Consider the following 24,627-nt stretch of genomic DNA (forward strand, 5'->3'; position numbering starts at 1 on the left):
ATCGGGTGAGTTTCACTATATTTGTAATATACGCTAAACAAGCAAATTTGTCGTCTATGAAACGGGTCATACAAGCCTGGATGATGGTTCTGACTATCCTGTACGGAAGTTGCGACCGTCCGGAAAATAGGTTGCAGGAGCCTCAGGTACTGCTGCAGGATACAAGTCTGGTGTTGCCGGAAACAGGGGAGTTGTCTTTCATTGAAAAACCTCTTGCCGGTGAGGATATTGTCCTGGCCAGGGAACTGCTCTACGACAAATATACCCTTGAAGACGTATACCCTTATAAGGATACCGTACGTTATGTGCAGTGGGACGTCATACGGAAATGCCTGGCTTTCATTGAAAACATGCAGGAGAGTGGCGGTATCTGGTGTGTATTCCGGAATTACAAGAACCGGAACGGTGAGTCTCCGCTGGTCCATACCTATACCCGCGATGCCTATCACCGTGTATCCGATACACTGGGGGTGGAGCGTTACCAGTCGGTGCCGCTTTATCTGTATCCCGACACCCTGGTACCCGTCCGCTACGGACGTGACGGGTCATTGGCCAAGATTTTGTCGGAAAAAGGTACATTCTATGAAGTGGCCCCGATTACTTTTGAAGAGATCTGGATGGTGCCGAAGAAATATGCCGGCATACTGCCCGACAGTACCGCTTTCCGGCATGTAGTCATTGTAGACCGCCATAACCAGAATACGGCTACGCTGGAGTGGAAGGAAAGGGGATCGTGGCTGATACGCAGCGTCAATCCCGCTACCACCGGACTGCACCGCCCTCCTTACGGGCAGGCTACTCCGCTGGGGATGTATCTGATTCAGGAGAAGAAGGTGCGGATGGTATTCCTGAAGGACGGATCGGCTGCCACCGGCGGATATGCACCTTATGCCAGCCGTTTCACCAACGGGGCGTATATACACGGGGTTCCGGTCAACGTGCCGAGAACGTCCATGATAGAATACAGTTGGTCGTTGGGAACCACACCACGGTCGCACATGTGTGTGCGCAATGCCACGTCGCATGCCAAGTTTGTATACGACTGGGCTCCGACAGGCCTGTCACTGGTAGTGGTCATCGAATAAAAACAGACCGGTTCCCTTTTTTAACATCCTGTTTATTAAATGATTCGGATTTTATCCGTAACTTTGCACCGTTTTTTTAGGACCGGATATATGCAAAGAATCATCATACTGCTGATTGCTGTATTCGTCCCTTCTTTCCTGGCTCTGAAAGGACGCTTCACCGACAACGTGACGTCCGGGCCGGCGGTAAGCACTCCGGCTATGGTCTGTTCTTCCCTTTATCGGGAGATGCGGCTGGAAGGAGTTGTCAATAAGGAGGCCTTCCGCCAGGCGGTGACCGGATACCTGAAGATTGAGGGACGGAAAAAGGATATACTCACACTGATTGACTTTTCGAAACCTTCTACCGAAAAGCGCCTTTATGTTTTTGACATGAAGAAGAAAACCATGCTTTTTTCTTCGGTCGTTTCCCACGGCAAGAACAGCGGCGGGAAATACGCCACGTCCTTTTCAAACGAAAACGGTTCGCTAAAAAGTTCGTTGGGATTCTATCTCACCGATACTCCTTATTCCGGCAGGAACGGTTATTCACTGATTCTGGACGGACTGGAGAAAGGTATCAACGACCGTGCTCGTGAAAGGGCTATTGTGGTACACGGCGCCGCCTACGCCGACCCGTCGGTGGCGCAGGCATCCGGCCGGTTGGGCCGCAGTTTCGGTTGTCCGGCAGTTCCCCGTAATCTCACCCGTCCTCTTATTGACACCATCAAAGGTGGCAGCGTGATTTTCATCTACGCCGAATCTCCCGAATATCTGGCTCATAGTTCCATCCTGAATGACGATCGGATAGGACGTGTGTACATCAATGGGAAACTGACAAGCGGGAAAGATACCAGCTCTTTGTTAAGTCGGGTCAGTTTGTGACTTTGGGACACATGGGCAGTGAAACTGGAGGTCGTACTGTCCCGGAAAGACTGCATCTGGAATCTATGAGTGGGAAGTGGAATAAAGAATATACGATGAAATTAAATTGTTTCTGGATTTTAGCAGCTGTCCTCTCTATGGGAGAGACAGCTATGTCACAAGGCACGGTTGAAGACTACAACCGTGCTTATAGCTTGCGCTCTCTGTATGGAGCGCAACAAGTTTATTACAGTGGAGTGAATCCTGTATGGATAGAGGACACCGGCAATTTTTGGTATGTGCGTCATACTCCGCAGGGTGATGAATATGTACGGGTCGATGCGGCCAGGCGGAAACGGAGTGCCTTGTTCGACCAGCGGAAAATGGCGGAAGCCCTCAGCCGGCAGACAGGAAAAAGTATCGGACCGATGGATTTGTTGCTGCAGCAGTGCCGGGTTACGGCCGGAATGGATACGCTGCGTTTTGTAGCCGAGGAGACAAACTGGTGTTATGACATCCGTCGGAACCGGTTGAGTCGTGAAGGGAAAGTCGTTCCTCCACCTCCTGTCCGGCACTGGATGGAAGTGGACGATGAAAGGGAGGGAGGACCGGTAGTCTCTCCGGACGGCAGGTATACGGCCTATATCAGGAATGACAATGTATATGTACGTGAGCAGGCTACAGGCAAGGAAAGACAATTGAGTCTGGACGGTACGTCAGGGAACTATTATTCGGTAGACATCCGGTGGTCGCCCGATTCCAGAAAAGTGGCGGTGTGCCGTATCCGGCCGGCAGAAAAACGTTATGTCTATTATGTGGAATCTTCTCCATCCGACCAGCTTCAACCCCGGCTTCATAAGCAGGAATACGCCAAGCCCGGTGATGAACTGAGGTTCAAGGTCCCTTGTATCTTCGATGTAGAGACAGGAAAGAACCTGATTCCTTCCACCGTTTTGTTTGACCGCCAATATGAATTGTATGGACCTGTATGGAATAAAGACAGTAAAGCCATTACATTCGAATATAATGAACGCGGACATAAAGTTTACAGGGTACTGGAAATGTCGGCCGTAGACGGCTCTGTCCGTCCGTTGATCGAGGAGAAGGAAGAGAAGTATGTCAATTATCCGCGTATCTACCGCAACTATCTGCAGGACGGGAAACGGATTATCTGGTCGAGCGAGCGCGACAATTACAATCACCTGTACATGTACGACCGCGCTACCGGAAAGCCTACTCATCAGATTACGTCGGGCAGCTGGTATGTGCGTGAAGTCCAGTATGTGGACGAGCGGGACGAACAGATCTATTTTTCTGCCAACGGCATGAATCCGGAAGAAGACTCTTATCTGATTCATTATTATCGAATCGGTTTCGATGGAAGAGGGCTGGTGGAACTGACTCCGGAAGAAGGTATGCATAAAGCATGGTATTCTCCGGACCATCGTTATCTGGTGGATGTCTATTCGAAGGTGGATCAGGCTCCTGTAACAGTATTGCGTGACGCACGTGACGGACGTGTGCTGATGCCGCTGGAAAAAGCGGACATTTCCCGCCTGCTGGCCAATGGATGGAAAGCTCCGGAAGTCTTTACGGCAAAGGGCCGTGACGGGAAGACAGATATGTGGGGTATCATTTACCGTCCTTCCAATTTTGATCCGTCAAGGAAGTATCCGGTCATTGAATATATCTATTCCGGACCGGGCGATCAGTATGTGCCGAAAACATTCTCTTCCTATAATTGGTGGATGACTTCACTGGCTGAGTTGGGTTTCATTGTTGTTCAGGTAGACGGCATGACTACTTCCTTCCGTTCCAAGGAATTTGAAGAAGTCTGCTACAAGAACCTGAAAGACGCCGGTCTGCCCGACCATATTGCCTGGATCAAGGCCGCCGCGCAGAAATATCCCTATATGGATATTGACCGGGTAGGAATTTTCGGTTGCTCGGCCGGCGGACAGGAATCTACGGCTGCAGTCCTGTTCCATCCCGAATTCTACAAGGCCGCTTATTCGGCTTGTGGATGTCACGACAACCGGATGGACAAAATCTGGTGGAATGAACTCTGGATGGGGTATCCGGTGGATGAGTCTTATAAAGCCTGTTCGAATGTGGAAAACGCCCACTTGCTGCAACGTCCTTTAATGCTGGTGGTAGGCGAAATGGATGACAACGTAGATCCGGCTTCTACCATGCAGGTAGCCAATGCTCTGATCAAGGCCAACAAGGACTTTGATCTGGTAGTCATTCCGGGGGCTCGCCATACAATGGGAGAAGATTTCGGCGAGCACAAACGCTATGATTTTTTTGTACGCCATCTATTGGGAGTGACCCCTCCAGCATGGGACAAGGTCAAGTTGCCTGAATGATGACAGAATAATAACAGGGGAGGAGGAGGTTTTCAGTCCAGCATGAAGTTCCAATGTTTCCCGGATTCGTCTGTGCCTGTGAAACGGAATCCTTCCCATTCGAACCCTTTCAGCTCTTCCGGATCTTCAATCCGGTTTTTCAGGATAAAACGGGTCATTTCTCCTCTGCACATCTTGGCGTAAACGACTATCGTGGCCGGTTTTCCGTTTTTCCACGTATAGAATTCCGGGGTGATGACCTGTACTTCCCTGTCAACCTTCTCCCAATCGAAGAGGTTCTTCATCTCTTCACTGGCCAGATCGACCAATATACCTTCCTCCTCCCGGATAGAGTTGATGAAATAGTCGGTCAATCTGGGTTTCCAATAATCGAAAATAGAAATGTTGCCGTATTCGGGCAGTTTTACATCTCCTTCCAGCCGGTAATTCTTTATCAGGTCGAGCGGACGCAACAGTCCGTACAGGAATGATGTAATGAACAGATGTTCTTGTGCATACCGGAAGTCCTCTTCGGTAAAATCCTTGGCGCAGATGTGTTTGAACACCATTCCGGTGTAGGAAAGCAGCGCCGGAAGACTTTCCGTTTCTGCCGACAGGAAATCCTGGTACCGCAGATAGTTGGCTGCTGCCAGCTTTGGGTTTACACGCAGCAGTTTCCCCAGTTCCTGTGAAGAATATCGGGAGAGTTCGATGGCATGCTGCCTGGCTTCTTCGCTGAAATGCGGGATACTTGAAAAAGGCACTCTTACAGAAGAGCGGGCGGCCATGGTCTTGGCACATGAGATATAGGTAATCATTTTCGCTTATTTCGGTGCTTTACGGTACAGGTAAATGGCAATGAACAGATAAAGTATATTCGGTATCCATACAGCTATTGCCGGAGGGACATTCCCGTTGACCGCAAAGGTCGAGGATATTGTCTGGAACAGGATATAAGAAAAGCTCAATCCCAGCCCGATACCGAGATGCAGTCCCATTCCCCCCTTTACTTTACGTGACGACAAGGAAAGTCCGATGGTAGTCAGGATAAAGGCCGCAAACGATGTAGCGATCCGTCGGTGGTACTCCACCTCAAACTCCTTGATGTTGGCAAATCCACGCTGTTTCTGCTTGCTGATGTATTCGCTCAACTGTGGACTGGTCATCGTTTCCTGCTGTCCCCGCTGTATGAGGAAATCCTGCGGTTCCATCTTGATGATGGAGTCCATATTGTCTCCGCGTGTAATATGTTCCCGCATACCTTTCATTTCGCGGATCATATAATCCTTGATGATCCAGCGGTGATAGGTTGTGGTGTCATAGGTTATCCGGCGGGCCGTGAGATGTGAGACCAACTTGTGATCCTTATCGAACTTGTCGAGTGAGAAACGGTATCCTGTCTTGTTGTAATCCTCGTAGCGCTCAATGTAGGCTATTACTCCGGTATCCACTTCCAGCTGGATATTGCCCGCATAATTGACTGTCTTCTTCTTTTTGTAGACATTCTCAAACTTCAAGCGGGTAACACTGCCTTTCGGAATAACCTCTGTACTTAAGACAAAAGTAAGCCCCGAAATGATAGCCGCCGAAATCATGTAGGGAACCATCAGCCGTTTGAAGCTCATCCCGGTAGAGAACATGGCTATGATTTCCGAATTTTCGGCCAGTTTGGATGTAAAGAAAATGACAGCAATGAAAACGAACAGAGGGCTGAACAGATTGGTGTAATAGGGGATGAAGTTCAGATAGTAGTCGAAGATGATTGCTTTGAGCGGTGCCTTGTTGTTGATGAACCGGTCAATGTTTTCATTGATATCAAAAACTACCGCAATCGAAATGATCAGAGCGATGGCAAAGAAGTAGGTTCCCAGAAATTTGACGATAATATACCGGTCCAGTCGCTTCAGCCATTTGGTATGGAAGATTTCCCGGTCGAAAATCTTCCTGAACATCCCTTTATTTAATTTGAATGATATCTTTTTCATTGCTGGATTAAATGTTACAATCGAGTAGAAATACGTTTCACCATAGCCGGTTTCCATGAAGAGAAATCGCCCGCAATGATGTGTTTGCGTGCTTCACCCACCAGCCACAGATAAAAGGCCAGGTTATGGATGGAAGCGATCTGCATGGCCAGCAGTTCCTGTGCGTGGAACAGATGGCGCAGGTAAGCGCGGCTGTACATTGTATCCACGTAGGAAGCGCCGTCGGCCTCAATTGGCGAATAGTCATTCTCCCATTTCTTGTTACGCATGTTCATGATACCGTCTTTGGTAAAAATCATTCCGTTCCTTCCGTTGCGGGTAGGCATGACGCAATCGAACATGTCCACGCCCCGTTCTATCCCTTCCAGAATGTTGACAGGAGTTCCTACTCCCATCAAATATCGAGGTCGGTCGGCAGGCAGGATTTCGTTCACCACTTCAATCATCTCATACATCTTTTCGGTCGGTTCACCTACAGCCAGACCTCCGATTGCATTGCCGTCAGCCCCCTTCGATGCGATGTATTCGGCCGAACGACGGCGCAGGTCAGGGTAAACACATCCCTGGACTATCGGGAAAAGTGACTGGTTATATCCGTATTTCGGTTCAGTCTCATTGAAGCGGGTTATGCAGCGGTCAAGCCAGCGGTGTGTCAGTTCCATGGATTTTTTTGCATAGTCATAATCGGATGTACCTGGTGCACATTCATCGAAAGCCATCATGATATCGGCTCCGATGGTACGTTCGATATCCATGACCCGTTCCGGAGTGAACATGTGCTTCGAACCGTCAATATGTGAACGGAATTCCACACCTTCTTCTTTCATTTTCCGGATACCGGATAAGGAAAATACCTGGAATCCTCCGCTGTCGGTCAGCATCGGCCGGTCGAAGCCGTTGAACTTATGCAGTCCGCCTGCACCTTCAATGATGTCAAGTCCCGGACGCAGATAAAGATGATAGGTATTCCCCAGAATAATCTGTGCCTTGATGTCATCTTTCAACTCATGAAGATGCACGCCTTTTACTGTGCCTAAGGTCCCTACCGGCATAAAGATAGGGGTTTCGATAGTTCCATGGTCGGTAGTGATCAGTCCGGCCCGTGCGTTGCTTCGTGGATCGGTATATTGTAATTCGAATTTCATGTATAAGAAACTGCAGTATGGTTCTGTATTTTTATTTTTTATCTTCCTTGTCCTTGTTGTCTTCCTCCTTTACAGTGAAGTCGATAGCGTCGGCTACTTTTTCGTCTGTGAGTGCCAGGGCCAGTACTTCCTTGATATCCTTTACATAATGGAAGTTGACACCCTTCAGATACATCGGCTGGATCTCCTCGATGTCCTTGCGGTTTTCTGCGCATAGGATAATGTCGGTAATTCCTGCACGTTTGGCTGCCAGAATCTTTTCACGGATTCCTCCTACCGGCAATACTTTACCCCGGAGCGTGATTTCACCGGTCATGGCCAGGTTGGCTTTTACTTTCCGTTGTGTGAGCGCCGAAGCCAGCGAAGTTACCATTGTTATACCGGCAGAAGGACCGTCCTTAGGTATGGCCCCTTCCGGTACGTGGATATGGATGTTCCAGTTATCGAAAATACCTTCCGGCAAGTCGAGCAGATGTGCATGGGCTTTCAGGTATTCCAAAGCCAGCATAGCCGATTCCTTCATTACGTCTCCCAGATTACCGGTAAGTGTCAGCCGGCCTCCTTTGCCTTTGCTCAGACTGGTTTCTACAAACAGGATTTCACCTCCTACAGCCGTCCATGCCAGTCCCGTAACCACGCCTGCGTATTCATTACCCTGGTATTTGTCACGTGAATATTCTTCGATACCCAGGTATTTCTTCACGTCGGCAACCTTTATTTCATGTAAGCCGGTAAATTTGTCACTGGCTATTTCCAAAGCGATTTTACGCATGATTTTGCTGATTTTCTTTTCCAGTTCGCGCACACCGCTCTCACGTGTATAGTTCTCGACAATGTATTCGATTGCCGGTTTGGTGAATTTTACGTATTCTTTGCTTAATCCGTTGTTTTCCAACTCTTTCGGAATCAGGTGCCGACGGGCGATCTCTATCTTTTCCTCCGTGATATAGCCGCTTACCTCTATCAGTTCCATACGGTCGAGCAACGGGGTAGGGATCGTTCCCAAATTATTTGCCGTAGCGATAAACATCACTTTCGACAAATCGTAATCCATATCGATATAATTGTCATGGAACGTATTGTTCTGTTCCGGATCAAGCACTTCCAGCATAGCCGAACTCGGATCGCCCTGGCGGTCGCTCGACAATTTGTCGATTTCGTCCAGAATAATGACCGGATTCGAAGTTTCTGCCTTTATCAGGCTTTTGATGATACGTCCCGGCATTGCACCGATATAGGTCTTGCGGTGACCGCGTATTTCGGCTTCATCATGTACGCCTCCCAATGACATCCGGACATATTTGCGTTTCAATGCAGATGCGATGGAACGTCCCAATGAAGTCTTGCCGACTCCCGGGGGGCCGTACAGGCAGATAATCGGTGACTTCAGGTCACCCTTCAACTTCAATACAGCCAGGTGTTCAAGAATACGTTCCTTGACCTTCTCCAATCCGTAATGGTCTTTATTCAGAATCTTTTCGGCATTCGGGATATCGAGTACATCGGTCGAACAGACATCCCAAGGCAGCGCCAGAAGTGTCTGAAGATAAGTAAGTTGTACATTATAGTCGGGCGACTGAGGATTGATACGTTCCAGTTTCTTCACTTCGCGCTCAAAGACCTCGGCCACTTCCTTCTTCCATTTTTTCTGTTCCCCCTTTTTCCTGAGTTCTTCTATCTCGTCATCCTGCCCGTTTCCGAGTTCATCCTGGATATTCTTGATCTGTTGCTGCAGGAAATATTCCTTCTGCTGGCGGTCGAGTTCCTCACGGGTCTTCATCTGGATACTTTTCTTCAAAGACGCCAGTTGGTTTTCTTTGTTGAGAAGTTGGATAAGAGTATAGAGTCTGTCCTTCAAGCTGTTCTGGCACAACAATTTATATTTTTCATCAAGAGCAAACGGGAAATTGGTACTGATAAAGTTTACCAGGACATCCTCCTTGTCAAGATTCTTCAAGGCCAGTTGCGCGTCCGGATTCATGACATCGGAATTCTCGATGAAACGGTTGCTTTCTTCACGACACATTTCCACCAACGCCTTGAACTCCTGGGTATCTTCTACAGCCATATTCTCTTCTACGAGGCTTACGTGTCCTTTCAGATAAGGACGTTTGCTGGTAATCTTGTCAAGGTGTACCTTCAGGTTGCTGGCCTGCAGGATTACAGTTGTATTTGATGAACCAGGGATATCAAAGATGCGGAGTACACGTCCGATTACGGCTATAGGATAAAGGTCGTCCAATATCGGATATTCCACTTCCGTACGAATCTGGGTGGCAACCACTATATGCTTGTTGTTCTTCAATGCAGCATTTACCAGACTTTGGGTAGCACGGCGGCCTACTGTAACCGGCATGACCACATTCGGGAACAGGAGCATGTTGCGCAGAGTCATTATCGGCAGTTCGTGATCCAGCTCTTCTGCAGAGAGGTTTGCTGCGGGAGTTTCAATTTCAGCTATCATCGACATATCATCTGTATCTAAATATTCAAATTCTTTGATTGCACTATTTTTCTTTTTCGCCATACTTTGGTTTTGTATTATAGCTTTATGTAAAGTCCAAAACGGGTACAAAGTTAATCATTCCGCTTTGAATATGGAAACAGTTTTCCAGCAAAAGCAACAAATACACAAGCTCATTTCTGACAAAATTGCTTGGTTTTTTCTATTTTTGACGAAAAATAAGAATTATAAAGTATGGCCAGACCTTTTTTCAGCTTCAAACAGTTTACGGTTTATCATGACAGATGTGCTATGAAAGTGGGAACGGACGGAGTCCTTCTGGGGGCTTGGACCGACATTGCCGGTGTCCGGCGTATTTTGGATATAGGTACAGGAACAGGACTGATAGCATTGATGCTTGCACAGCGTTCGGACCAAGCTACGGTCAAAGGGATTGATATTGATAAGGATTCGGTAGGACAGGCTGCCGAGAACGTGGCTGCCTCCCCGTGGAAAGAACGGGTTTCGATTGAGCTGGACGATGTCCGTGAATTCTGCAAACGGGAGGCCGGGAACTATGACTGCATCGTGTCAAATCCTCCTTATTTCCGGGAGAACGTACATTGCCCGGCGCAGGCACGGAATACGGCAAGGCATACATCCGGACTGTCGTTCGACGAGTTGCTTTCTGCTGTCGAACTGTTATTGTCCTTTGATGGCCGTCTGTCGGTAATTGTTCCGGCAGATGCCGCTTCCGATTTCATCAGTTGTGCCGTATCCCATTCTCTTTATCTTCAGCGGCAGACGTGGGTACATACCAAGCCGGGACTGGACCCCAAACGTGTCCTGATGACATTTTCAAGGCAAATGGGGGAGAATAGTGTCGACCATCTGACCATCGAGATGGAACGTCATGTCTATACGCCGGAGTTCATCGGACTGACCAGAGATTTCTATCTGGCTCTCTGAAGCTATGTCCGGTTTCAGTATTTCTTTTCAGGCACTTCCTTTTTCGCCATTCCGTCAGTTGCGCTTGGACAAACGGCGTAATATATTGTGGTTAAGCTTCAGCAGCTCCTTATGTTTCCTGATGATGGTTGTTGTAAGAGGCTTGCGTCCTACAAAATCGGCAAAATACTGGAATGGGTTGAACGGTTCCGGAACAAAACGTCCCTTTTCTGGGGCTATCACCTTAAGTCCGCCAGGGACGATTTCTACCTTGAGGTCCTTCCCTCCCATAATAGGGTCTCCATCGAAATGGAATACACCTTCCGAACTCCGATGGATGATTATCTTCTTGTCGCGCATAGTCTTGATACGGCTGTTCTGGTCGAGTGTCTTGTTGAACAACTGGAAGGAAAGTGCCGGAACATCCATTACCGTAAAAGGCTCAAGAATGGTTATGTCCAGCATACCGTCGGACAAAGATGCCTGGGGAGCTATATAGGCATTGTTCCCGTATTGGGAAGCATTGGCGCATGCTATCAGAAAGGCTTTATAACGTACCGTATCGGTCGAATTTTCAATTTCATACGTTTCCGGCCTGTAGGTAAGGCTTTCATGAAGCGTGTTCTCCAGGTAAGTGAGAAGTCCCCTTTTTCCGGAATCGGCAAACTTCAGGCTGACAAATGCATCGAAGCCTACGCCACAGGTACAGAAGAACGGATGGCTGTCGATGATTCCATAGTCCATGGTCCTTACATATCCCTGGTTCAATACATCTATTGCACCTTTGGGTTCCATCGGGATATGGAGATGACGTGCCAGTCCGTTGCCCGAACCGCACGGTATGATACCCATGGCCGTATCGGTATGTATCAGAGAACGGCCTATTTCATTGATTGTCCCGTCGCCGCCGATCGCTACGACGATATCTGTATTGTCTTCCACAGCCTTGCGGGCTATTTCACAGGCGTGTCCGGCATATTGGGTACGGCTGATTCTGTAATCATATTTTGTTCGGTCCAGACGTTCGACAATCAGCCGGAGAATCATTTCCTTATTGTGGGTGCCTGATATCGGATTGACAACAAACACGATTTGTTTTTTGAGACTCATCTTTTTCTTATCGGTATTGGTAAGATTTAGAACAAAAGTACGACTATTTTGTTTAAAATGGATATAATCAGATTATAAATACAGTTTTATGTGTTTTTTTTGTCATAACAGATAGTTTAGTTTATTAAAATTATTATCTTTGCACGTTCTTTTTAAAGATTGTGGTCGGATTTTTTCAGGCCTCATATTAATAATGTAAGCTCAGACTGCTTACCGTATCATAGAAAACATGGGATTATTACAAGACAAATTAAGCAAATTCAGAACGCCTCAGATGTATATGGAGCGGGGCGTTTATCCTTACTTCCGTGAAATTGACAGCGCTCAGGATACAGAGGTGATGATGGACGGGAAGAAGGTTTTGATGTTCGGATCAAACTCATATATGGGATTGACCTACGACAAACGAATCATTGAGGCAGCAATTGCCGCAACCCGTAAGTATGGTACCGGATGCGCAGGTTCCCGTTTCCTGAACGGAACATTAGACCTTCATGTACAGTTGGAACATGAATTGGCCGAATTCGTCGGTAAAGACGAAGCGCTGGTTTATTCTACCGGATTTTCCGTCAATGAAGGAGTGGTATCTTGCTTGACAGACCGTAATGACTATATCATTTGCGATGACCGTGACCACGCATCTATTGTAGACGGACGTCGTCTGTCTTTTTCAACTCAATTGAAGTACAAACATAACGACATGGCCGCATTGGAAAAAGAACTTGCCAAATGTAAGCCGGAGTCGGTTAAACTGATTGTAGTGGATGGAGTCTTCTCCATGGAAGGTGATTTGGCAAAGTTGCCTGAGATAGTCAAGCTGAGCGAAAAATACAATGGAAGTATCATGGTCGACGAAGCTCATGGTTTAGGGGTATTCGGAAGACAAGGACGTGGCGTATGCGATCATTTCGGATTGACCGACAAGGTTGACCTGATCATGGGCACGTTCTCGAAATCATTGGCTTCTATCGGTGGTTTCATCGCTTCCGATAAAGATACGATCAACTGGCTGCGCCACAATTCACGCTCCTATATATTCTCGGCAAGTAATACTCCAGCTGCCACTGCCGCCGCAATGGAAGCGTTACATATCATCAAGAGCGAGCCGGAACGTCAGGAAAATCTGTGGAAAATTACAAACTATGCATTGAAATGTTTCCGTGAAGTAGGTTTTGAAATCGGTGATACCGAAAGCCCGATCATACCTTTATATGTGCGTGATACAGACAAGACCTTCGAAGTTACCAAATTGGCCTTCGACGAAGGTGTGTTCATCAATCCGGTTATTCCGCCGGCATGTGCGCCACAGGATACACTGGTACGTTTCGCCCTGATGGCTACTCATACCAAAGCGCAGGTTGACTTCGCTATCGATAAGTTGACCAAATGCTTCAAGCAGTTGAATATCTTGAAATAATTTGAGATATATACAGACTTTATTAGGGAATTTTTATTAAAAGGAGGTTTTTACAATGGGAGCTGCCGGTAATAAAAAACCGAAAGGTATGCATAAAAAGCATGCCCCGGCTTATCAAGTAGAAGAGGCCATGCATGAAAATGACCTGAAAAAAGGAAAAAAGAAATAATTGATTGTTTCTTTTGCGAAAAGAGTTATATCAGTTTGACTTTAAAGGATTTTATAGTTGGACAGATATAGCTCTTTTCTTATTTTTGTCGATAACAATAACTTTAAATTCAAAAACAGAATATGATACTGAATGAAAGAGACAACAGACATGAGCAGGTTCTGCAGATAGCACAACAGATGATGGTTGCTGCACGTACAGCTCCCAAGGCCAAAGGAGTAGACATCATTGAAGTGGCGTTGGTTACGGAAAGCAATATACGTATACTTTCGGACACAATGAAACAGATGTATGAAGAGAACGGATTCAAGTTCTTTCTACGGGATGCCGACAATATACTGGATGCGGAGTGTATCGTACTGATAGGAACACATGAACATGCGCAGGGAATGAACTGCGGACATTGCGGATTCATGACGTGTGGAGACAGGCCGGACGGAGTTCCTTGCGCCATAAACAGTATAGATGTGGGAATTGCAATTGGTTCGGCAGTATCTGTAGCAGCCGATAACCGGGTGGATACACGCGTCATGTTTTCTGCAGGCTTGGCTGCCCAACAGCTCGATTGGCTGGACGGATGCACGCAGGTATATGCCATACCTGTCAGCGCATCATCCAAAAATCCGTTCTTTGACCGGAAGCCTAAGACAGAATGAATTTCTCTACGACATAAGCTACGCCGTCTTCATCATTCGTCAGGGTGATGAAGTCGGCATTTTCTTTTACCACCGGCTGTGCATTCTGCATGGCCACTCCCAATCCGGCATACTTGATCATGGAAAGGTCATTGAATCCGTCTCCTACAGCAATCATCTCTTCTTTTGTCATGTGGATTTCCTTCAGCAGTACAGCCAAAGACTGGGCTTTGTCAATCCCTTTCGGCACCAGTTCCAGAAAGTAAGGCTCTGAGCGGAAGACTCCCATTTTGTCTTTCAGATGGTTATACATTTTCTTTTCCAGTTCTGCTAGTCGGGTAGCTTCACCTACAATCAGGCATTTCGCTACCGGAAATTTGATCGCCTCAAGAAAATTGTCTACTTTTTTTATTGGCATAACATTCAGGATAGCCTCTTTCAGTACATATTCGTCATCGGGACGTTCGGTTATGACATATTCGTTCTCATAGGTAACAATGGCAAAGTCGTTTTCTTTCGCGCATCTGTAAAGATATGGGAGCATTTCCGGATCCAGCAGATTTTTATACATCAGTTTTCCTGTTTTCCAATCAATGATTTCACCTCCATTATAAGACAGGATATATCCTCCGAATTTGTCCAACTGCAACTTGTTTGCCAGCGGAGCAACGCCATAAGTAGGCCGTCCTGACGCCAATACGATTTTCAGACCTTTTTTCTGAGCTTCAATCAGGGTTTTATAGGTGTGCTCTGTAATTTCTTTTTGGGAGTTGGTTAACGTTCCGTCGAGGTCGAGTACTAAAATCTTATATTTCATAATTTATAACAATGTTTCATTTGCCCGGCAAAGATAAGTATTAAAAGTGAGATATAAACAAAAGAGAAAGGTTGATGAAAGGAATAGTTTTTCCGGACCGAAAATCCAAGGTTATTTTTTCTGGTCTTGCTTTTAGTTGAAGCAAGGATTTTTTCGTATATTCGAATAAAAATAATATCTGGATATAAAAGAATCGGATTATGGATAGTGCAGACTTATATTGGGACTTTGCCTTGCGTCTGTTTATAGCAGGGGTAATGGGAATTTTAATCGGACTGGAACGTGAATATCGTGCCAAGGAAGCCGGATACCGGACTCATTTTCTGGTGTCTTTGGGAAGTTCTTTATTAATGATTGTTTCACAATACGGATTTGAGGATGTGCTGAAAGCGGATCTGGTGAGACTGGATCCCAGTCGGATTGCTGCCCAGGTAGTCAGCGGTATCGGTTTCATCGGGGCTGGTACAATCATTTTGCAGAAACAGATTGTGAGAGGTTTGACAACCGCCGCCGGTATATGGGCTACTTCGGGTATCGGACTTGCAATCGGTGCAGGCATGTATGGAATCGGCGTAGTAGCAACAATATTGGTCCTTCTAGGTTTGGAAACATTGAGCTATTTCTTTAAAAGCCTGGGATTGAAGAATATGATGATTGAGTTTTCAGCATCCAGCAGGGAATCAATCAAAGAGGTTTCGGGCAAGTTCAATTCAAAAAACTACATTGTGGTTTCGTATGAAATGTCGGAAACGACAGATGGGAGAGAGACCATTTACCATGTCTCCATGGTCATCAAGGCTAAGAAAATGAATGAAGAAGGACTGTTGCTCATGTTCCTTCAGGATTTCCCGGATATAACAGTAAACAAGATCATATAAGACAAGATAAAAGTGAAGGTCATAACTTCCATTGCGGGTTATGACCTTTTATCTGTATCTATTATACACACAAATGGTATCATAGTAATCAGATATACACATTTACACTTAAAAATAACTTATCGCTGTTTGACGTGAAATCAAAGTCAATTTTATCTTCTCTTGCCAACCAGCCGATTGCCGCATTCAAATCCCGGTCTGATAATCCTGTGGCGGCTTTCAGGTCGTTGTATTCCCAATGATTGTTGTCTTTCAAGACATTCCAGACAATTCCTGCATTTGTCCCGATTTGATTTTTATTCATACACATTTTTGTTTAAAGGTTATAGATTCATTTTTAGTCATAACAAATATAAGTAATTTATCTAAAAGCTCATCACAATTTATTAATAAAATAATATCAGTTGCACTTGTTTTTAATATTGTTTTAAATATTATGAAATATTTATGCATCATTGCCATAATAACATATTTTTTTGCCAATTGCCCCTTTTTTCTATTTTTTCTGTTACCTTTGCATGATTTAAAATGAGAAATGATCATTATGAGGAGGAATAATATAAACTGGAGAGTACCAAAAGGAATGGAACTGACAGAATTGGACAAGAAGGTATTATACTATCAGAATAAGGGACATCTGGTTCCGACCCGCCAATTAATCAAGACTCCTGAACAGATTGAAGGCATCCGTAAAAGCGGTATAATCAATACCGGTGTGCTCGATCTGGTGGCTCAAGAGATTCATGCTGGTATGAGTACCGCCGAAATAGACAAGCTGGTTTATGACTATACCGTAAGCCATGGAGCTATTCCGGCTCCGTTAAATTATGAAGGTTTTCCTAAAAGTGTATGTACATCTATCAATGAGGTGGTTTGTCACGGGATTCCTTCCGAAGAAGAGATTCTGGAAGAGGGTGACATTATAAATGTAGATGTATCTACTATTTTGGACGGATATTATTCGGATGCTTCACGTATGTTCATCATCGGGAAGACTACTCCAGAAAAAGAAAAGCTGGTCCGTGTGGCAAAGGAATGTCTGGAAATAGGAATGGAAGCGGCAAAACCGTTCGGATTCGTAGGGGACATCGGGCATGCTATTGAAAAACATGCAAAAAGAAATGGCTTTTCAGTCGTACGTGACCTTTGCGGGCATGGAGTAGGGCTTGAATTTCACGAAGAACCGGATGTAGAACATTTCGGGAAAAAAGGTACAGGTATGCTGCTGGTTCCAGGCATGGTATTTACCATTGAACCTATGATCAATATGGGAACATGGGAAGTGTTTGTTGATGAAGAAGACGGATGGACGGTTGTTACCGAAGACGAGCTGCCTTCGGCACAATGGGAACATACGTTTGTTATGACCGAACATGGACTGGAAATCTTAACTTATTAATTGATTTTATATGGATACTATTATATTAGGTATTGAATCATCATGCGACGACACTTCGGCTGCCGTAATCAGAAACGGTGTTCTGTTGTCGAGTGTCATTGCAAGTCAGGCCGTACATGAGGCGTATGGAGGTGTGGTTCCGGAACTGGCATCACGTGCCCATCAGCAGAATATTGTTCCGGTTGTACACGAAGCTCTGAAACGTGCCGGGGTGACTAAAGAGCAGCTGAGCGCCATTGCCTTTACCCGCGGACCGGGCTTGATGGGGTCTTTGCTGGTGGGAGTTTCTTTTGCCAAAGGGATGGCGCGTGCACTAGGCATCCCTCTGGTTGATGTGAATCATTTGCAGGGGCATGTGCTGGCCCATTTCATCAAGGAATCGGAAGATGACCATAACCAGCCGGAATTTCCTTTTATCTGTCTGCTGGTATCTGGCGGAAATTCCCAGATAATCCGTGTAAATGCCTATAATGATATGGAGGTTCTGGGACAGACCATTGACGATGCAGCGGGGGAGGCTATTGACAAATGTTCGAAAGTTATGGGGTTAGGATATCCGGGAGGACCTATTATTGACAAGCTGGCCCGCCAGGGAAATCCGAAAGCGTATACATTTAGCAAACCTCATATTCCAGGATACGACTATAGCTTCAGTGGATTGAAGACTTCGTTCCTTTATTCATTGCGTGATTGGCTGAAAGAGGATCCGGAATTTATAGAACACCATAAAACCGACCTAGCTGCATCATTGGAAAAGACAATTGTGGATATTCTGATGGATAAACTCCGCAAGGTGGTAAAAGATACGGGAATCAATGAGGTGGCTGTTGCCGGAGGGGTTTCGGCCAATAATGGCTTGCGCAATGCATTTCATGAACATGCCGACAAATATGGGTGGAAAATATATATACCTAAATTCGGCTATACTACCGATAATGCAGCCATGATTGCCATTACCGGTTATTATAAGTTTTTGGACAAGGATTTTTGCACAATAGACAAACCCGCTTACTCACGGGTAACCATTAAGTAACACATTTACATTTATTAATTATGTCATCAGTAGAAACTAAAACACTCAGCAAGGAGATAAGTGAGATCTTCTGGAGAGAAGGCTTTACATTGGCTACAGCCGAAAGCTGCACGGCAGGAAATGTCGCAGCGAATATAACTGCTATCCCTGGTAGTTCACGTTTCTATAAAGGTGGTATCATCGCTTATGACAATGGGGTGAAGCAGAGCCTGCTCCATGTTAATGCAGAGACTCTGGAAACTTACGGGGCTGTAAGCGAAGAAACCGTAGTAGAAATGGTAAAGGGTGCTATCAAGGCCCTTGGTACTGATTATGGAGTGGCAACTTCGGGCATTGCCGGACCAGGCGGAGGAACTCCGGAAAAACCGGTAGGTACAATCTGGGTGGCTGCAGGTACTTGCGACAATATCATTACTGCAAAATTGACAGAAGATGAGGGACGTGAGAAAAATATCCAGGCTGCAACCGCAAAAGCATTGCAATTATTGCTTGAAATATGCCAAAATCAAGAAAACGAGCAAGAAAAACAGAATTAGTTGCTTAAAAACTTGTGTATATAAAATAAAATCACTTATTTTGCACTCCGTTTGAGAGAACCAAGGAATAAAACTATAAAAACTAGATAGAAATGTCAAAAATTTGTCAAATTACCGGAAAAAAAGCCATGATTGGCAACAATGTTTCACACTCAAAGAGAAGAACTAAAAGAACTTTCGATGTGAACTTGTTTACTAAAAAATTCTACTATGTAGAACAGGATTGCTGGATTAGCCTGAATATCTGTGCTAACGGCTTACGAGTTATTAACAAGAAAGGCCTGGACGCAGCGCTGAATGAAGCAGTTGCCAAAGGTTATTGTGATTGGAAAACTATCAAAATTATTGGTTAATTAAAAGGAGAAGAAGACTATGGCTAAGAAAGCTAAAGGTAATAGAGTACAGGTAATCCTTGAATGCACAGAAATGAAGGATAGCGGTATGCCGGGAACATCTCGTTACATTACCACTAAAAACAGAAAAAATACCGCTGAAAGATTGGAACTGAAAAAGTACAATCCTATTTTGAAAAGAGTAACAGTTCACAAAGAAATTAAATAATAGAAAACCATGGCAAAGAAAACAGTCGCAACACTTCAGACAGGTAAAGAAGGTCGTTCTTATACCAAGGTTATCAAAATGGTTAAGTCACCGAAAACCGGAGCTTACGTTTTTGATGAACAAATGGTTCCAAATGAAAAAGTTCAAGACTTCTTCAAGAAATAAATATAAAGAAACAACTTTTGTAAAAGGCCACCCAAAATTGATTTGGATGGCCTTTTTTATTTTATCAGGAATCTGGCTGCCGGAACAATAATTGAAAGAGATATATTGTTCTTTTTTTGTGAGTAAGAAAGTTTCATTATATCTTTGTATCATAAATAGATAAATAAAAACAAGCCGTATGGGATTTTTTAGTTTTTTTTCGAAGGAAAAGAAAGAAACCTTGGATAAAGGATTATCTAAAACAAAGGAAAGTGTCTTTGGGAAGATAGCCCGTGCCGTAGCCGGTAAATCAAAGGTAGATGATGAAGTACTGGATAATCTGGAAGAGGTGCTGATAACCTCGGATGTCGGTGTAGAAACTACGTTGAATATAATCAGACGTATAGAAAAACGTGTGGCAAAAGACAAATATGTAAACACTCAGGAACTCAATAACATTCTGCGTGAGGAAATTGCCGCTCTGCTGACAGAAAACAATACTGTCGATTCTGAGGAATTTACTGTTCCCGAAGGAAAGAAACCATATGTGATCATGGTGGTCGGTGTAAACGGAGTCGGAAAGACTACGACAATCGGAAAGCTGGCTTACCAGTTCAAGAAAGCAGGAAAATCGGTCTATCTGGGCGCTGCTGATACCTTCCGGGCCGCTGCGGTAGAGCAGTTGGTCATTTGGGGAGAACGGGTAGGAGTGCCTGTTGTCAAACAAAAGATGGGGGCAGATCCGGCATCTGTGGCATTCGATACACTTAGTTCTGCCGTAGCGAATAATGCGGATGTAGTGATCATAGATACGGCAGGACGTCTGCATAACAAGATCAACCTGATGAATGAGCTTACCAAGATAAAGAAGGTCATGCAGAAAGTTGTTCCCGATGCCCCGCACGAAGTCCTGCTGGTACTTGACGGTTCTACAGGGCAGAATGCATTCGAACAGGCTAAGCAGTTTACATTAGCAACCGAAGTTACCGCTATGGCTATCACGAAGCTGGACGGTACAGCCAAAGGTGGAGTAGTAATCGGCATTTCGGACCAGTTCAAGATACCGGTCAAATATATCGGTCTAGGTGAAGGGATTGAAGACCTGCAGATTTTTCGTCGTCGTGAATTTGTTGATTCATTATTTGGAGAAACCGATAATAAATGAGAAAAAATACAATCGATATAATTACATTAGGATGTTCCAAGAATCTGGTAGATTCTGAAAAGCTGATGAAACAGTTGGAAGCTAATGGATATAAGGTTACCCATGACAGTGAGAATCCTCAAGGGGAAATAGCCGTAATCAATACATGTGGCTTTATAGGTGATGCAAAGGAAGAATCCATCAATATGATATTGGAATTCTGTCAGGCAAAGGAAGAAGGCCGTTTGAAGAAACTATACGTAATGGGATGCTTGTCAGAGCGTTATCTGAAAGAACTGAAAATGGAAATCCCTCAGGTTGACAAGTTTTACGGCAAATTCAACTGGAATGAACTTTTGGCCGATTTGGGAAAGAACTATCATTCTGAATTCGCCATTGAACGCCATCTTACAACTCCCAAGCATTATGCTTATCTGAAAATTTCGGAGGGGTGCGACCGTAAATGTTCATATTGTGCCATTCCTATCATTACGGGACATCATGTTTCGCGCCCGATGGATGAGATTCTGGACGAGGTCCGCCTGTTGGTATCTAAAGGTGTAAAGGAATTTCAGGTGATTGCTCAGGAGCTTACTTATTATGGAGTTGATCTTTACAAGAAACAGATGCTTCCGGAATTGATTGAAAGAATAGCCGAAATTCCTGGAGTGAAATGGATACGCCTGCATTATGCTTATCCGGCGCATTTCCCGGAAGATCTGTTTCGCGTCATGCGTGAACATGAAAACGTATGTAAATACATGGATATCGCTCTACAACATATCAGTGACAATATGTTGAAGATGATGCGCCGACATGTAACCAAGGAAGAGACTTATGCACTGATAGAAAGATTCCGTAAGGAAGTACCCGGCATACATTTGCGGACGACATTGATGGTTGGGCATCCTGGAGAGACAGAAGCTGATTTTGAAGAATTGAAAGAATTTATACGATGGGCTCGATTTGAAAGGATGGGAGCTTTTGCCTACTCGGAAGAGGAAGGTACCTATTCTGCCAGACATTATAAGGATGAGATCCCCCAAGAAACGAAACAGCGTAGACTGGATGAACTGATGTCTTTGCAACAGGAAATATCCAATGAAATAACCCATTCTAAAATTGGCAAGGAGTTCAAAGTGATTATAGACCGTAAGGAAGGTGAATATTACATCGGCCGGACAGAATTCGATTCTCCGGAAGTGGATCCTGAGGTACTGATCAAGGATGAAGGTAAGCGGTTGAATATCGGTTCCTTCCATCGGGTGGAAGTTTATGATGCCGATGATTTTGACCTGTATGCCCGGTTAATATAAAACTAAAGCCTGGTTCAATGAATAACAAAGAATTGATAGGCGAACTTTCACGCCGTCTGGGATATACAAATAAAGATGCTACACAACTGGTGGCATCTGTTGTCAGTATTATGGGAGAAGAATTGCAAGAAGGTAAGATATTGAGCTTTTCAGGATTCGGGACTTTTGAAGTGAAGAAGAAAATGGAACGTATTACTGTCAATCCTGTCACCCGGCAACGTCTGTTGGTTCCTCCCAAGCTTATCTTGACGTACAAGCCCAGTACGACATTGAAAGAAAAGTTCAAAAATACCTTTGCCGATGAATGAAAAACTTACAATTCAAGAACTTATAAATTTACTGGCTCAGCGCCATGACATGGATCAGACAGATGCCGAAACATTTGTCAAGACTTTTTTTGCGCTGATAGAAGAAGCTCTTGAAAATGATAAGTATGTCAAGATAAAAGGATTAGGCACTTTTAAACTGGTAGAAGTTGATACCCGTGAAAGTATTGATGTCAATACGGGAGAACGCATCGAGATCATGGGGCACAACCGTATTACCTTTACACCCGATACAACCATGCGGGATCTGGTGAATAAACCGTTTTCTCATTTTGAGACAGTAGTTCTGAACGAAAACACCCGTTTTGATGACATGGATGAAAGCGGACGGGAGATAGGGGAGCCTGATGCAGACGACGAAGACGAGGCGGTTGAAACTGTAGAAAATCCGGACATGAATCCGAATCAGGGAGAAATGGAAAATGACAACATTCCGACTGAGGAAAAAACAGATGTGCATCCGGAAACAGATCCTGTAGAAGAGGAACAACAGCCTTCCGAGGAGACTGGCGGCAGCAAAGAAAGTTCTGCATCCAAACGGATATTCAGGCTTCCATGGTGTATGATTGCTACGGTACTGCTTATAGGAATATTAGTAGGTGGAGGAATCGTATGGGGAATTCTTTCCGGAAGAAGATATATTCCAGAATCTATTGTCCGGTCATTGATACAGGAAGAGCAGAAGCGACAACCGGTATCTGTCCAGAAAGATACGATTACGACAAAAGTCATTCCTGCTGTAAGGATAGTTCAAAAAAAAGATACGGATATATCTGCACCTATTCCCGTACAACAGTCTCAGAAGGGTAAAGATACAGCATTCTCAGTCCGTAGACAACCACAGGCAAATACAGTTTCCGCCAAGAAGGAAACCTTGGCCGACACGGTGGAATATACGATTACAGGTACTCAAGGTACCTACACCATACAACCGGGAGAAAGCCTGGTTAAGGTATCTCTCAAGTTTTATGGAAACAAGAAATTATGGCCGTATCTGGTCCGTCATAATAAGGATATAATTAAAGATGCCGATAACATTCCGAAAGGCATCACAATCCGTATTCCGGTGTTGACTCCGAAATCGGACAAAAAATAAGAAAAATGGACTGAAGATAATTTTTAAACTTCTTTAGTCCAATAAGAATTAAAACCTTGGAAGCAGCTAGTTTTTTTAATAAAAATTAGTTGCTTCTGTTAATATAATGCCGTACTTTTGGACTTTGATTAAAATAAAGTCGTGTTATACGACATAAAAAGCCGATTATAGAAAAAACATTTAAAATAAGAAAGAAATTATGGCTGAAGCTATTGACATTCGTGAATTGAACGAACGTATCGAGCGCCAGAGCTCATTCGTTACTAACTTGATGACAGGTATGGATCAGGTCATCGTCGGTCAGAAACATCTTGTGGAATCATTGTTGATTGGTCTGTTGTCTGACGGACATATTCTGCTAGAAGGTGTTCCTGGATTGGCTAAAACATTAGCAATCAAAACATTGGCATCACTAATTGATTCTAAATACAGCCGTGTACAGTTTACTCCCGATTTGCTCCCTGCCGATGTGATCGGTACTATGATATATAGCCAAAAGGACGAACAGTTCATAGCCAAAAAGGGTCCGATTTTTGCAAACTTTGTTTTGGCCGATGAAATAAACCGTGCTCCGGCAAAAGTTCAGAGTGCGTTGCTGGAAGCGATGCAGGAACGTCAGGTTACTTTAGGTAAAGAGACATTTCCATTACCGGAACCTTTCCTGGTAATGGCGACTCAGAATCCGATTGAACAGGAAGGTACTTATCCGTTGCCTGAAGCTCAGGTAGACCGTTTCATGCTGAAGGTTATCATTGATTATCCGAAAATCGAAGAAGAAAAGAAGATTATCCGTCAGAATATTTCCGGTGACAAGATTGAAATCCGTCCTATTCTGAAAGCAGAAGAAATCATGGAAGCCCGTAAAGTTGTCCGTCAGGTCTATATCGACGAAAAAATTGAACAATATATTGCAGATATTGTCTTTGCAACCCGTTATCCCGAGAAGTATGACCTCAAGGACTTGAAAGGCTTGATCGGTTTCGGTGGCTCTCCACGTGCTTCTATCAATCTGGCTCTTGCCGCACGTAGCTATGCCTTTATCAAGCGTCGTGGTTATGTTATTCCGGAAGACGTCCGTGCAGTAGCTCATGACGTATTGCGTCACCGTATCGGACTGACCTATGAAGCTGAAGCAACCAATGTCACTTCCGATGAAATTGTAAGTAAGATCCTGAATAAGGTTGAAGTGCCTTGATCGGGTTTTATATCATAGCCGGTTCACAGTGGTGGAACATCTTCATTTGGACAG

At 44.7% G+C, this 24,627-nt stretch carries 26 protein-coding genes; 18 read left to right on the forward strand and 8 right to left on the reverse strand.

What is annotated here, in order from left to right:
• Nucleotides 1–56: 56 nt before the first annotated feature.
• The 3 genes from BQ7489_RS09750 (at nucleotide 57) to BQ7489_RS09760 (ending at nucleotide 4,297) form a co-directional block, all read left to right on the forward strand.
• Nucleotides 57–1,085, forward strand: a complete 1,029-nt coding sequence (locus BQ7489_RS09750; RefSeq protein ID WP_072530844.1) for a L,D-transpeptidase — start codon at nucleotides 57–59, stop codon at nucleotides 1,083–1,085.
• Nucleotides 1,086–1,286: 201 nt separating this feature from the next.
• Nucleotides 1,287–1,949 (forward strand): murein L,D-transpeptidase catalytic domain family protein, encoded by a 663-nt coding sequence (locus BQ7489_RS09755; RefSeq protein ID WP_374044785.1) that lies wholly within the window; start codon nucleotides 1,287–1,289, stop codon nucleotides 1,947–1,949.
• Between the two features lie 95 nt (nucleotides 1,950–2,044).
• Nucleotides 2,045–4,297, forward strand: a complete 2,253-nt coding sequence (locus BQ7489_RS09760) for a S9 family peptidase (protein WP_072532113.1) — start codon at nucleotides 2,045–2,047, stop codon at nucleotides 4,295–4,297.
• 32 nt (nucleotides 4,298–4,329) lie between these two features.
• Here BQ7489_RS09760 and BQ7489_RS09765 read toward each other — a convergent pair whose 3' ends face one another.
• Genes BQ7489_RS09765 through lon form a run of 4 tightly spaced genes read right to left on the reverse strand, consistent with a single transcriptional unit; the run spans nucleotide 4,330 to nucleotide 9,933 of the window.
• Nucleotides 4,330–5,094, reverse strand: coding sequence for a YaaA family protein (locus tag BQ7489_RS09765; protein ID WP_072530845.1), 765 nt, complete (start codon nucleotides 5,092–5,094; stop codon nucleotides 4,330–4,332).
• Nucleotides 5,095–5,100: 6 nt separating this feature from the next.
• Entirely contained in the window at nucleotides 5,101–6,228 is a 1,128-nt protein-coding gene (locus BQ7489_RS09770; RefSeq protein ID WP_072530846.1) for an LptF/LptG family permease, read from the reverse strand.
• A gap of 47 nt (nucleotides 6,229–6,275) precedes the next feature.
• Nucleotides 6,276–7,406, reverse strand: coding sequence for a tRNA guanosine(34) transglycosylase Tgt (tgt, locus tag BQ7489_RS09775; RefSeq protein ID WP_072530847.1), 1,131 nt, complete (start codon nucleotides 7,404–7,406; stop codon nucleotides 6,276–6,278).
• A gap of 31 nt (nucleotides 7,407–7,437) precedes the next feature.
• A complete protein-coding gene (lon, locus tag BQ7489_RS09780; RefSeq protein ID WP_072530848.1) occupies nucleotides 7,438–9,933 on the reverse strand; it encodes an endopeptidase La in 2,496 nt (831 codons plus the stop codon).
• A gap of 171 nt (nucleotides 9,934–10,104) precedes the next feature.
• On the opposite strand from lon, the gene BQ7489_RS09785 reads away from it, so the two are divergent.
• Nucleotides 10,105–10,818 (forward strand): tRNA1(Val) (adenine(37)-N6)-methyltransferase, encoded by a 714-nt coding sequence (locus BQ7489_RS09785; RefSeq protein WP_072530849.1) that lies wholly within the window; start codon nucleotides 10,105–10,107, stop codon nucleotides 10,816–10,818.
• Nucleotides 10,819–10,872: 54 nt separating this feature from the next.
• Here BQ7489_RS09785 and BQ7489_RS09790 read toward each other — a convergent pair whose 3' ends face one another.
• Nucleotides 10,873–11,907 carry a diacylglycerol/lipid kinase family protein gene (locus BQ7489_RS09790; RefSeq protein WP_072530850.1) on the reverse strand — a complete coding sequence of 345 codons (1,035 nt, stop codon included), beginning with the start codon at nucleotides 11,905–11,907 and terminating at the stop codon, nucleotides 10,873–10,875.
• A gap of 229 nt (nucleotides 11,908–12,136) precedes the next feature.
• Here BQ7489_RS09790 and spt point away from each other — a divergent pair, with 229 nt between their 5' ends.
• The gene (spt, locus tag BQ7489_RS09795) at nucleotides 12,137–13,324 is read left to right on the forward strand and encodes a serine palmitoyltransferase (RefSeq protein ID WP_072530851.1); all 1,188 of its coding nucleotides are present in this window, start codon (nucleotides 12,137–12,139) and stop codon (nucleotides 13,322–13,324) included.
• Between the two features lie 291 nt (nucleotides 13,325–13,615).
• Nucleotides 13,616–14,149 carry a ferredoxin domain-containing protein gene (locus BQ7489_RS09800; RefSeq protein ID WP_072530852.1) on the forward strand — a complete coding sequence of 178 codons (534 nt, stop codon included), beginning with the start codon at nucleotides 13,616–13,618 and terminating at the stop codon, nucleotides 14,147–14,149.
• Here BQ7489_RS09800 and BQ7489_RS09805 read toward each other — a convergent pair.
• The gene (locus BQ7489_RS09805; RefSeq protein WP_072530853.1) at nucleotides 14,136–14,945 is read right to left on the reverse strand and encodes a Cof-type HAD-IIB family hydrolase; all 810 of its coding nucleotides are present in this window, start codon (nucleotides 14,943–14,945) and stop codon (nucleotides 14,136–14,138) included. The two genes, BQ7489_RS09800 and BQ7489_RS09805, sit on opposite strands and share 14 nt — an antisense overlap.
• A gap of 200 nt (nucleotides 14,946–15,145) precedes the next feature.
• Between BQ7489_RS09805 and BQ7489_RS09810 the strand changes: the two genes are divergently transcribed.
• Nucleotides 15,146–15,823, forward strand: a complete 678-nt coding sequence (locus BQ7489_RS09810) for an MgtC/SapB family protein (protein WP_072530854.1) — start codon at nucleotides 15,146–15,148, stop codon at nucleotides 15,821–15,823.
• 88 nt (nucleotides 15,824–15,911) lie between these two features.
• Here the strand turns inward: BQ7489_RS09810 and BQ7489_RS09815 are convergent, their stop codons facing one another.
• Together BQ7489_RS09815 and BQ7489_RS09820 are read right to left on the reverse strand one after the other, a co-directional pair.
• Entirely contained in the window at nucleotides 15,912–16,127 is a 216-nt protein-coding gene (locus tag BQ7489_RS09815; protein ID WP_072530855.1) for a winged helix-turn-helix domain-containing protein, read from the reverse strand.
• Nucleotides 16,124–16,285, reverse strand: coding sequence for a hypothetical protein (locus BQ7489_RS09820; RefSeq protein WP_162617799.1), 162 nt, complete (start codon nucleotides 16,283–16,285; stop codon nucleotides 16,124–16,126). The genes BQ7489_RS09815 and BQ7489_RS09820 overlap by 4 nt, the downstream gene beginning before the upstream one ends.
• Before the next feature lie 82 nt (nucleotides 16,286–16,367).
• Between BQ7489_RS09820 and map the strand changes: the two genes are divergently transcribed.
• The 11 genes from map (at nucleotide 16,368) to BQ7489_RS09875 (ending at nucleotide 24,573) form a co-directional block, all read left to right on the forward strand.
• A complete protein-coding gene (map, locus tag BQ7489_RS09825; protein ID WP_072532114.1) occupies nucleotides 16,368–17,222 on the forward strand; it encodes a type I methionyl aminopeptidase in 855 nt (284 codons plus the stop codon).
• Nucleotides 17,223–17,232: 10 nt separating this feature from the next.
• On the forward strand, nucleotides 17,233–18,255 hold the full coding sequence (gene tsaD / locus BQ7489_RS09830) for a tRNA (adenosine(37)-N6)-threonylcarbamoyltransferase complex transferase subunit TsaD (protein ID WP_072530857.1): 1,023 nt from the start codon (nucleotides 17,233–17,235) through the stop codon (nucleotides 18,253–18,255).
• 20 nt (nucleotides 18,256–18,275) lie between these two features.
• Nucleotides 18,276–18,791 (forward strand): CinA family protein, encoded by a 516-nt coding sequence (locus BQ7489_RS09835; protein ID WP_072530858.1) that lies wholly within the window; start codon nucleotides 18,276–18,278, stop codon nucleotides 18,789–18,791.
• A 92-nt stretch (nucleotides 18,792–18,883) separates the two neighbouring features.
• A complete protein-coding gene (gene rpmB, locus BQ7489_RS09840; protein ID WP_007569552.1) occupies nucleotides 18,884–19,144 on the forward strand; it encodes a 50S ribosomal protein L28 in 261 nt (86 codons plus the stop codon).
• A gap of 19 nt (nucleotides 19,145–19,163) precedes the next feature.
• Complete coding sequence (gene rpmG, locus BQ7489_RS09845) at nucleotides 19,164–19,352, forward strand: 50S ribosomal protein L33 (protein WP_007569553.1); 189 nt, start codon at nucleotides 19,164–19,166, stop codon at nucleotides 19,350–19,352.
• Between the two features lie 9 nt (nucleotides 19,353–19,361).
• Nucleotides 19,362–19,517 (forward strand): DUF4295 domain-containing protein, encoded by a 156-nt coding sequence (locus BQ7489_RS09850; RefSeq protein WP_007558249.1) that lies wholly within the window; start codon nucleotides 19,362–19,364, stop codon nucleotides 19,515–19,517.
• 178 nt (nucleotides 19,518–19,695) lie between these two features.
• Nucleotides 19,696–20,661, forward strand: a complete 966-nt coding sequence (gene ftsY, locus BQ7489_RS09855) for a signal recognition particle-docking protein FtsY (protein WP_072530859.1) — start codon at nucleotides 19,696–19,698, stop codon at nucleotides 20,659–20,661.
• Complete coding sequence (gene rimO / locus BQ7489_RS09860; protein WP_072530860.1) at nucleotides 20,658–21,956, forward strand: 30S ribosomal protein S12 methylthiotransferase RimO; 1,299 nt, start codon at nucleotides 20,658–20,660, stop codon at nucleotides 21,954–21,956. The genes ftsY and rimO overlap by 4 nt, the downstream gene beginning before the upstream one ends.
• 17 nt (nucleotides 21,957–21,973) lie before the next feature.
• A complete protein-coding gene (locus BQ7489_RS09865) occupies nucleotides 21,974–22,264 on the forward strand; it encodes an HU family DNA-binding protein (protein WP_072530861.1) in 291 nt (96 codons plus the stop codon).
• On the forward strand, nucleotides 22,257–23,378 hold the full coding sequence (locus BQ7489_RS09870; protein WP_072530862.1) for an HU family DNA-binding protein: 1,122 nt from the start codon (nucleotides 22,257–22,259) through the stop codon (nucleotides 23,376–23,378). Before BQ7489_RS09865 ends, BQ7489_RS09870 begins: the two co-directional genes overlap by 8 nt.
• Before the next feature lie 199 nt (nucleotides 23,379–23,577).
• Nucleotides 23,578–24,573 carry an AAA family ATPase gene (locus tag BQ7489_RS09875; protein ID WP_072530863.1) on the forward strand — a complete coding sequence of 332 codons (996 nt, stop codon included), beginning with the start codon at nucleotides 23,578–23,580 and terminating at the stop codon, nucleotides 24,571–24,573.
• Nucleotides 24,574–24,627: the final 54 nt, after the last annotated feature.

It is taken from the genome of Bacteroides ilei, assembly GCF_900128495.1.
GTDB lineage: Bacteria > Bacteroidota > Bacteroidia > Bacteroidales > Bacteroidaceae > Phocaeicola > Phocaeicola ilei.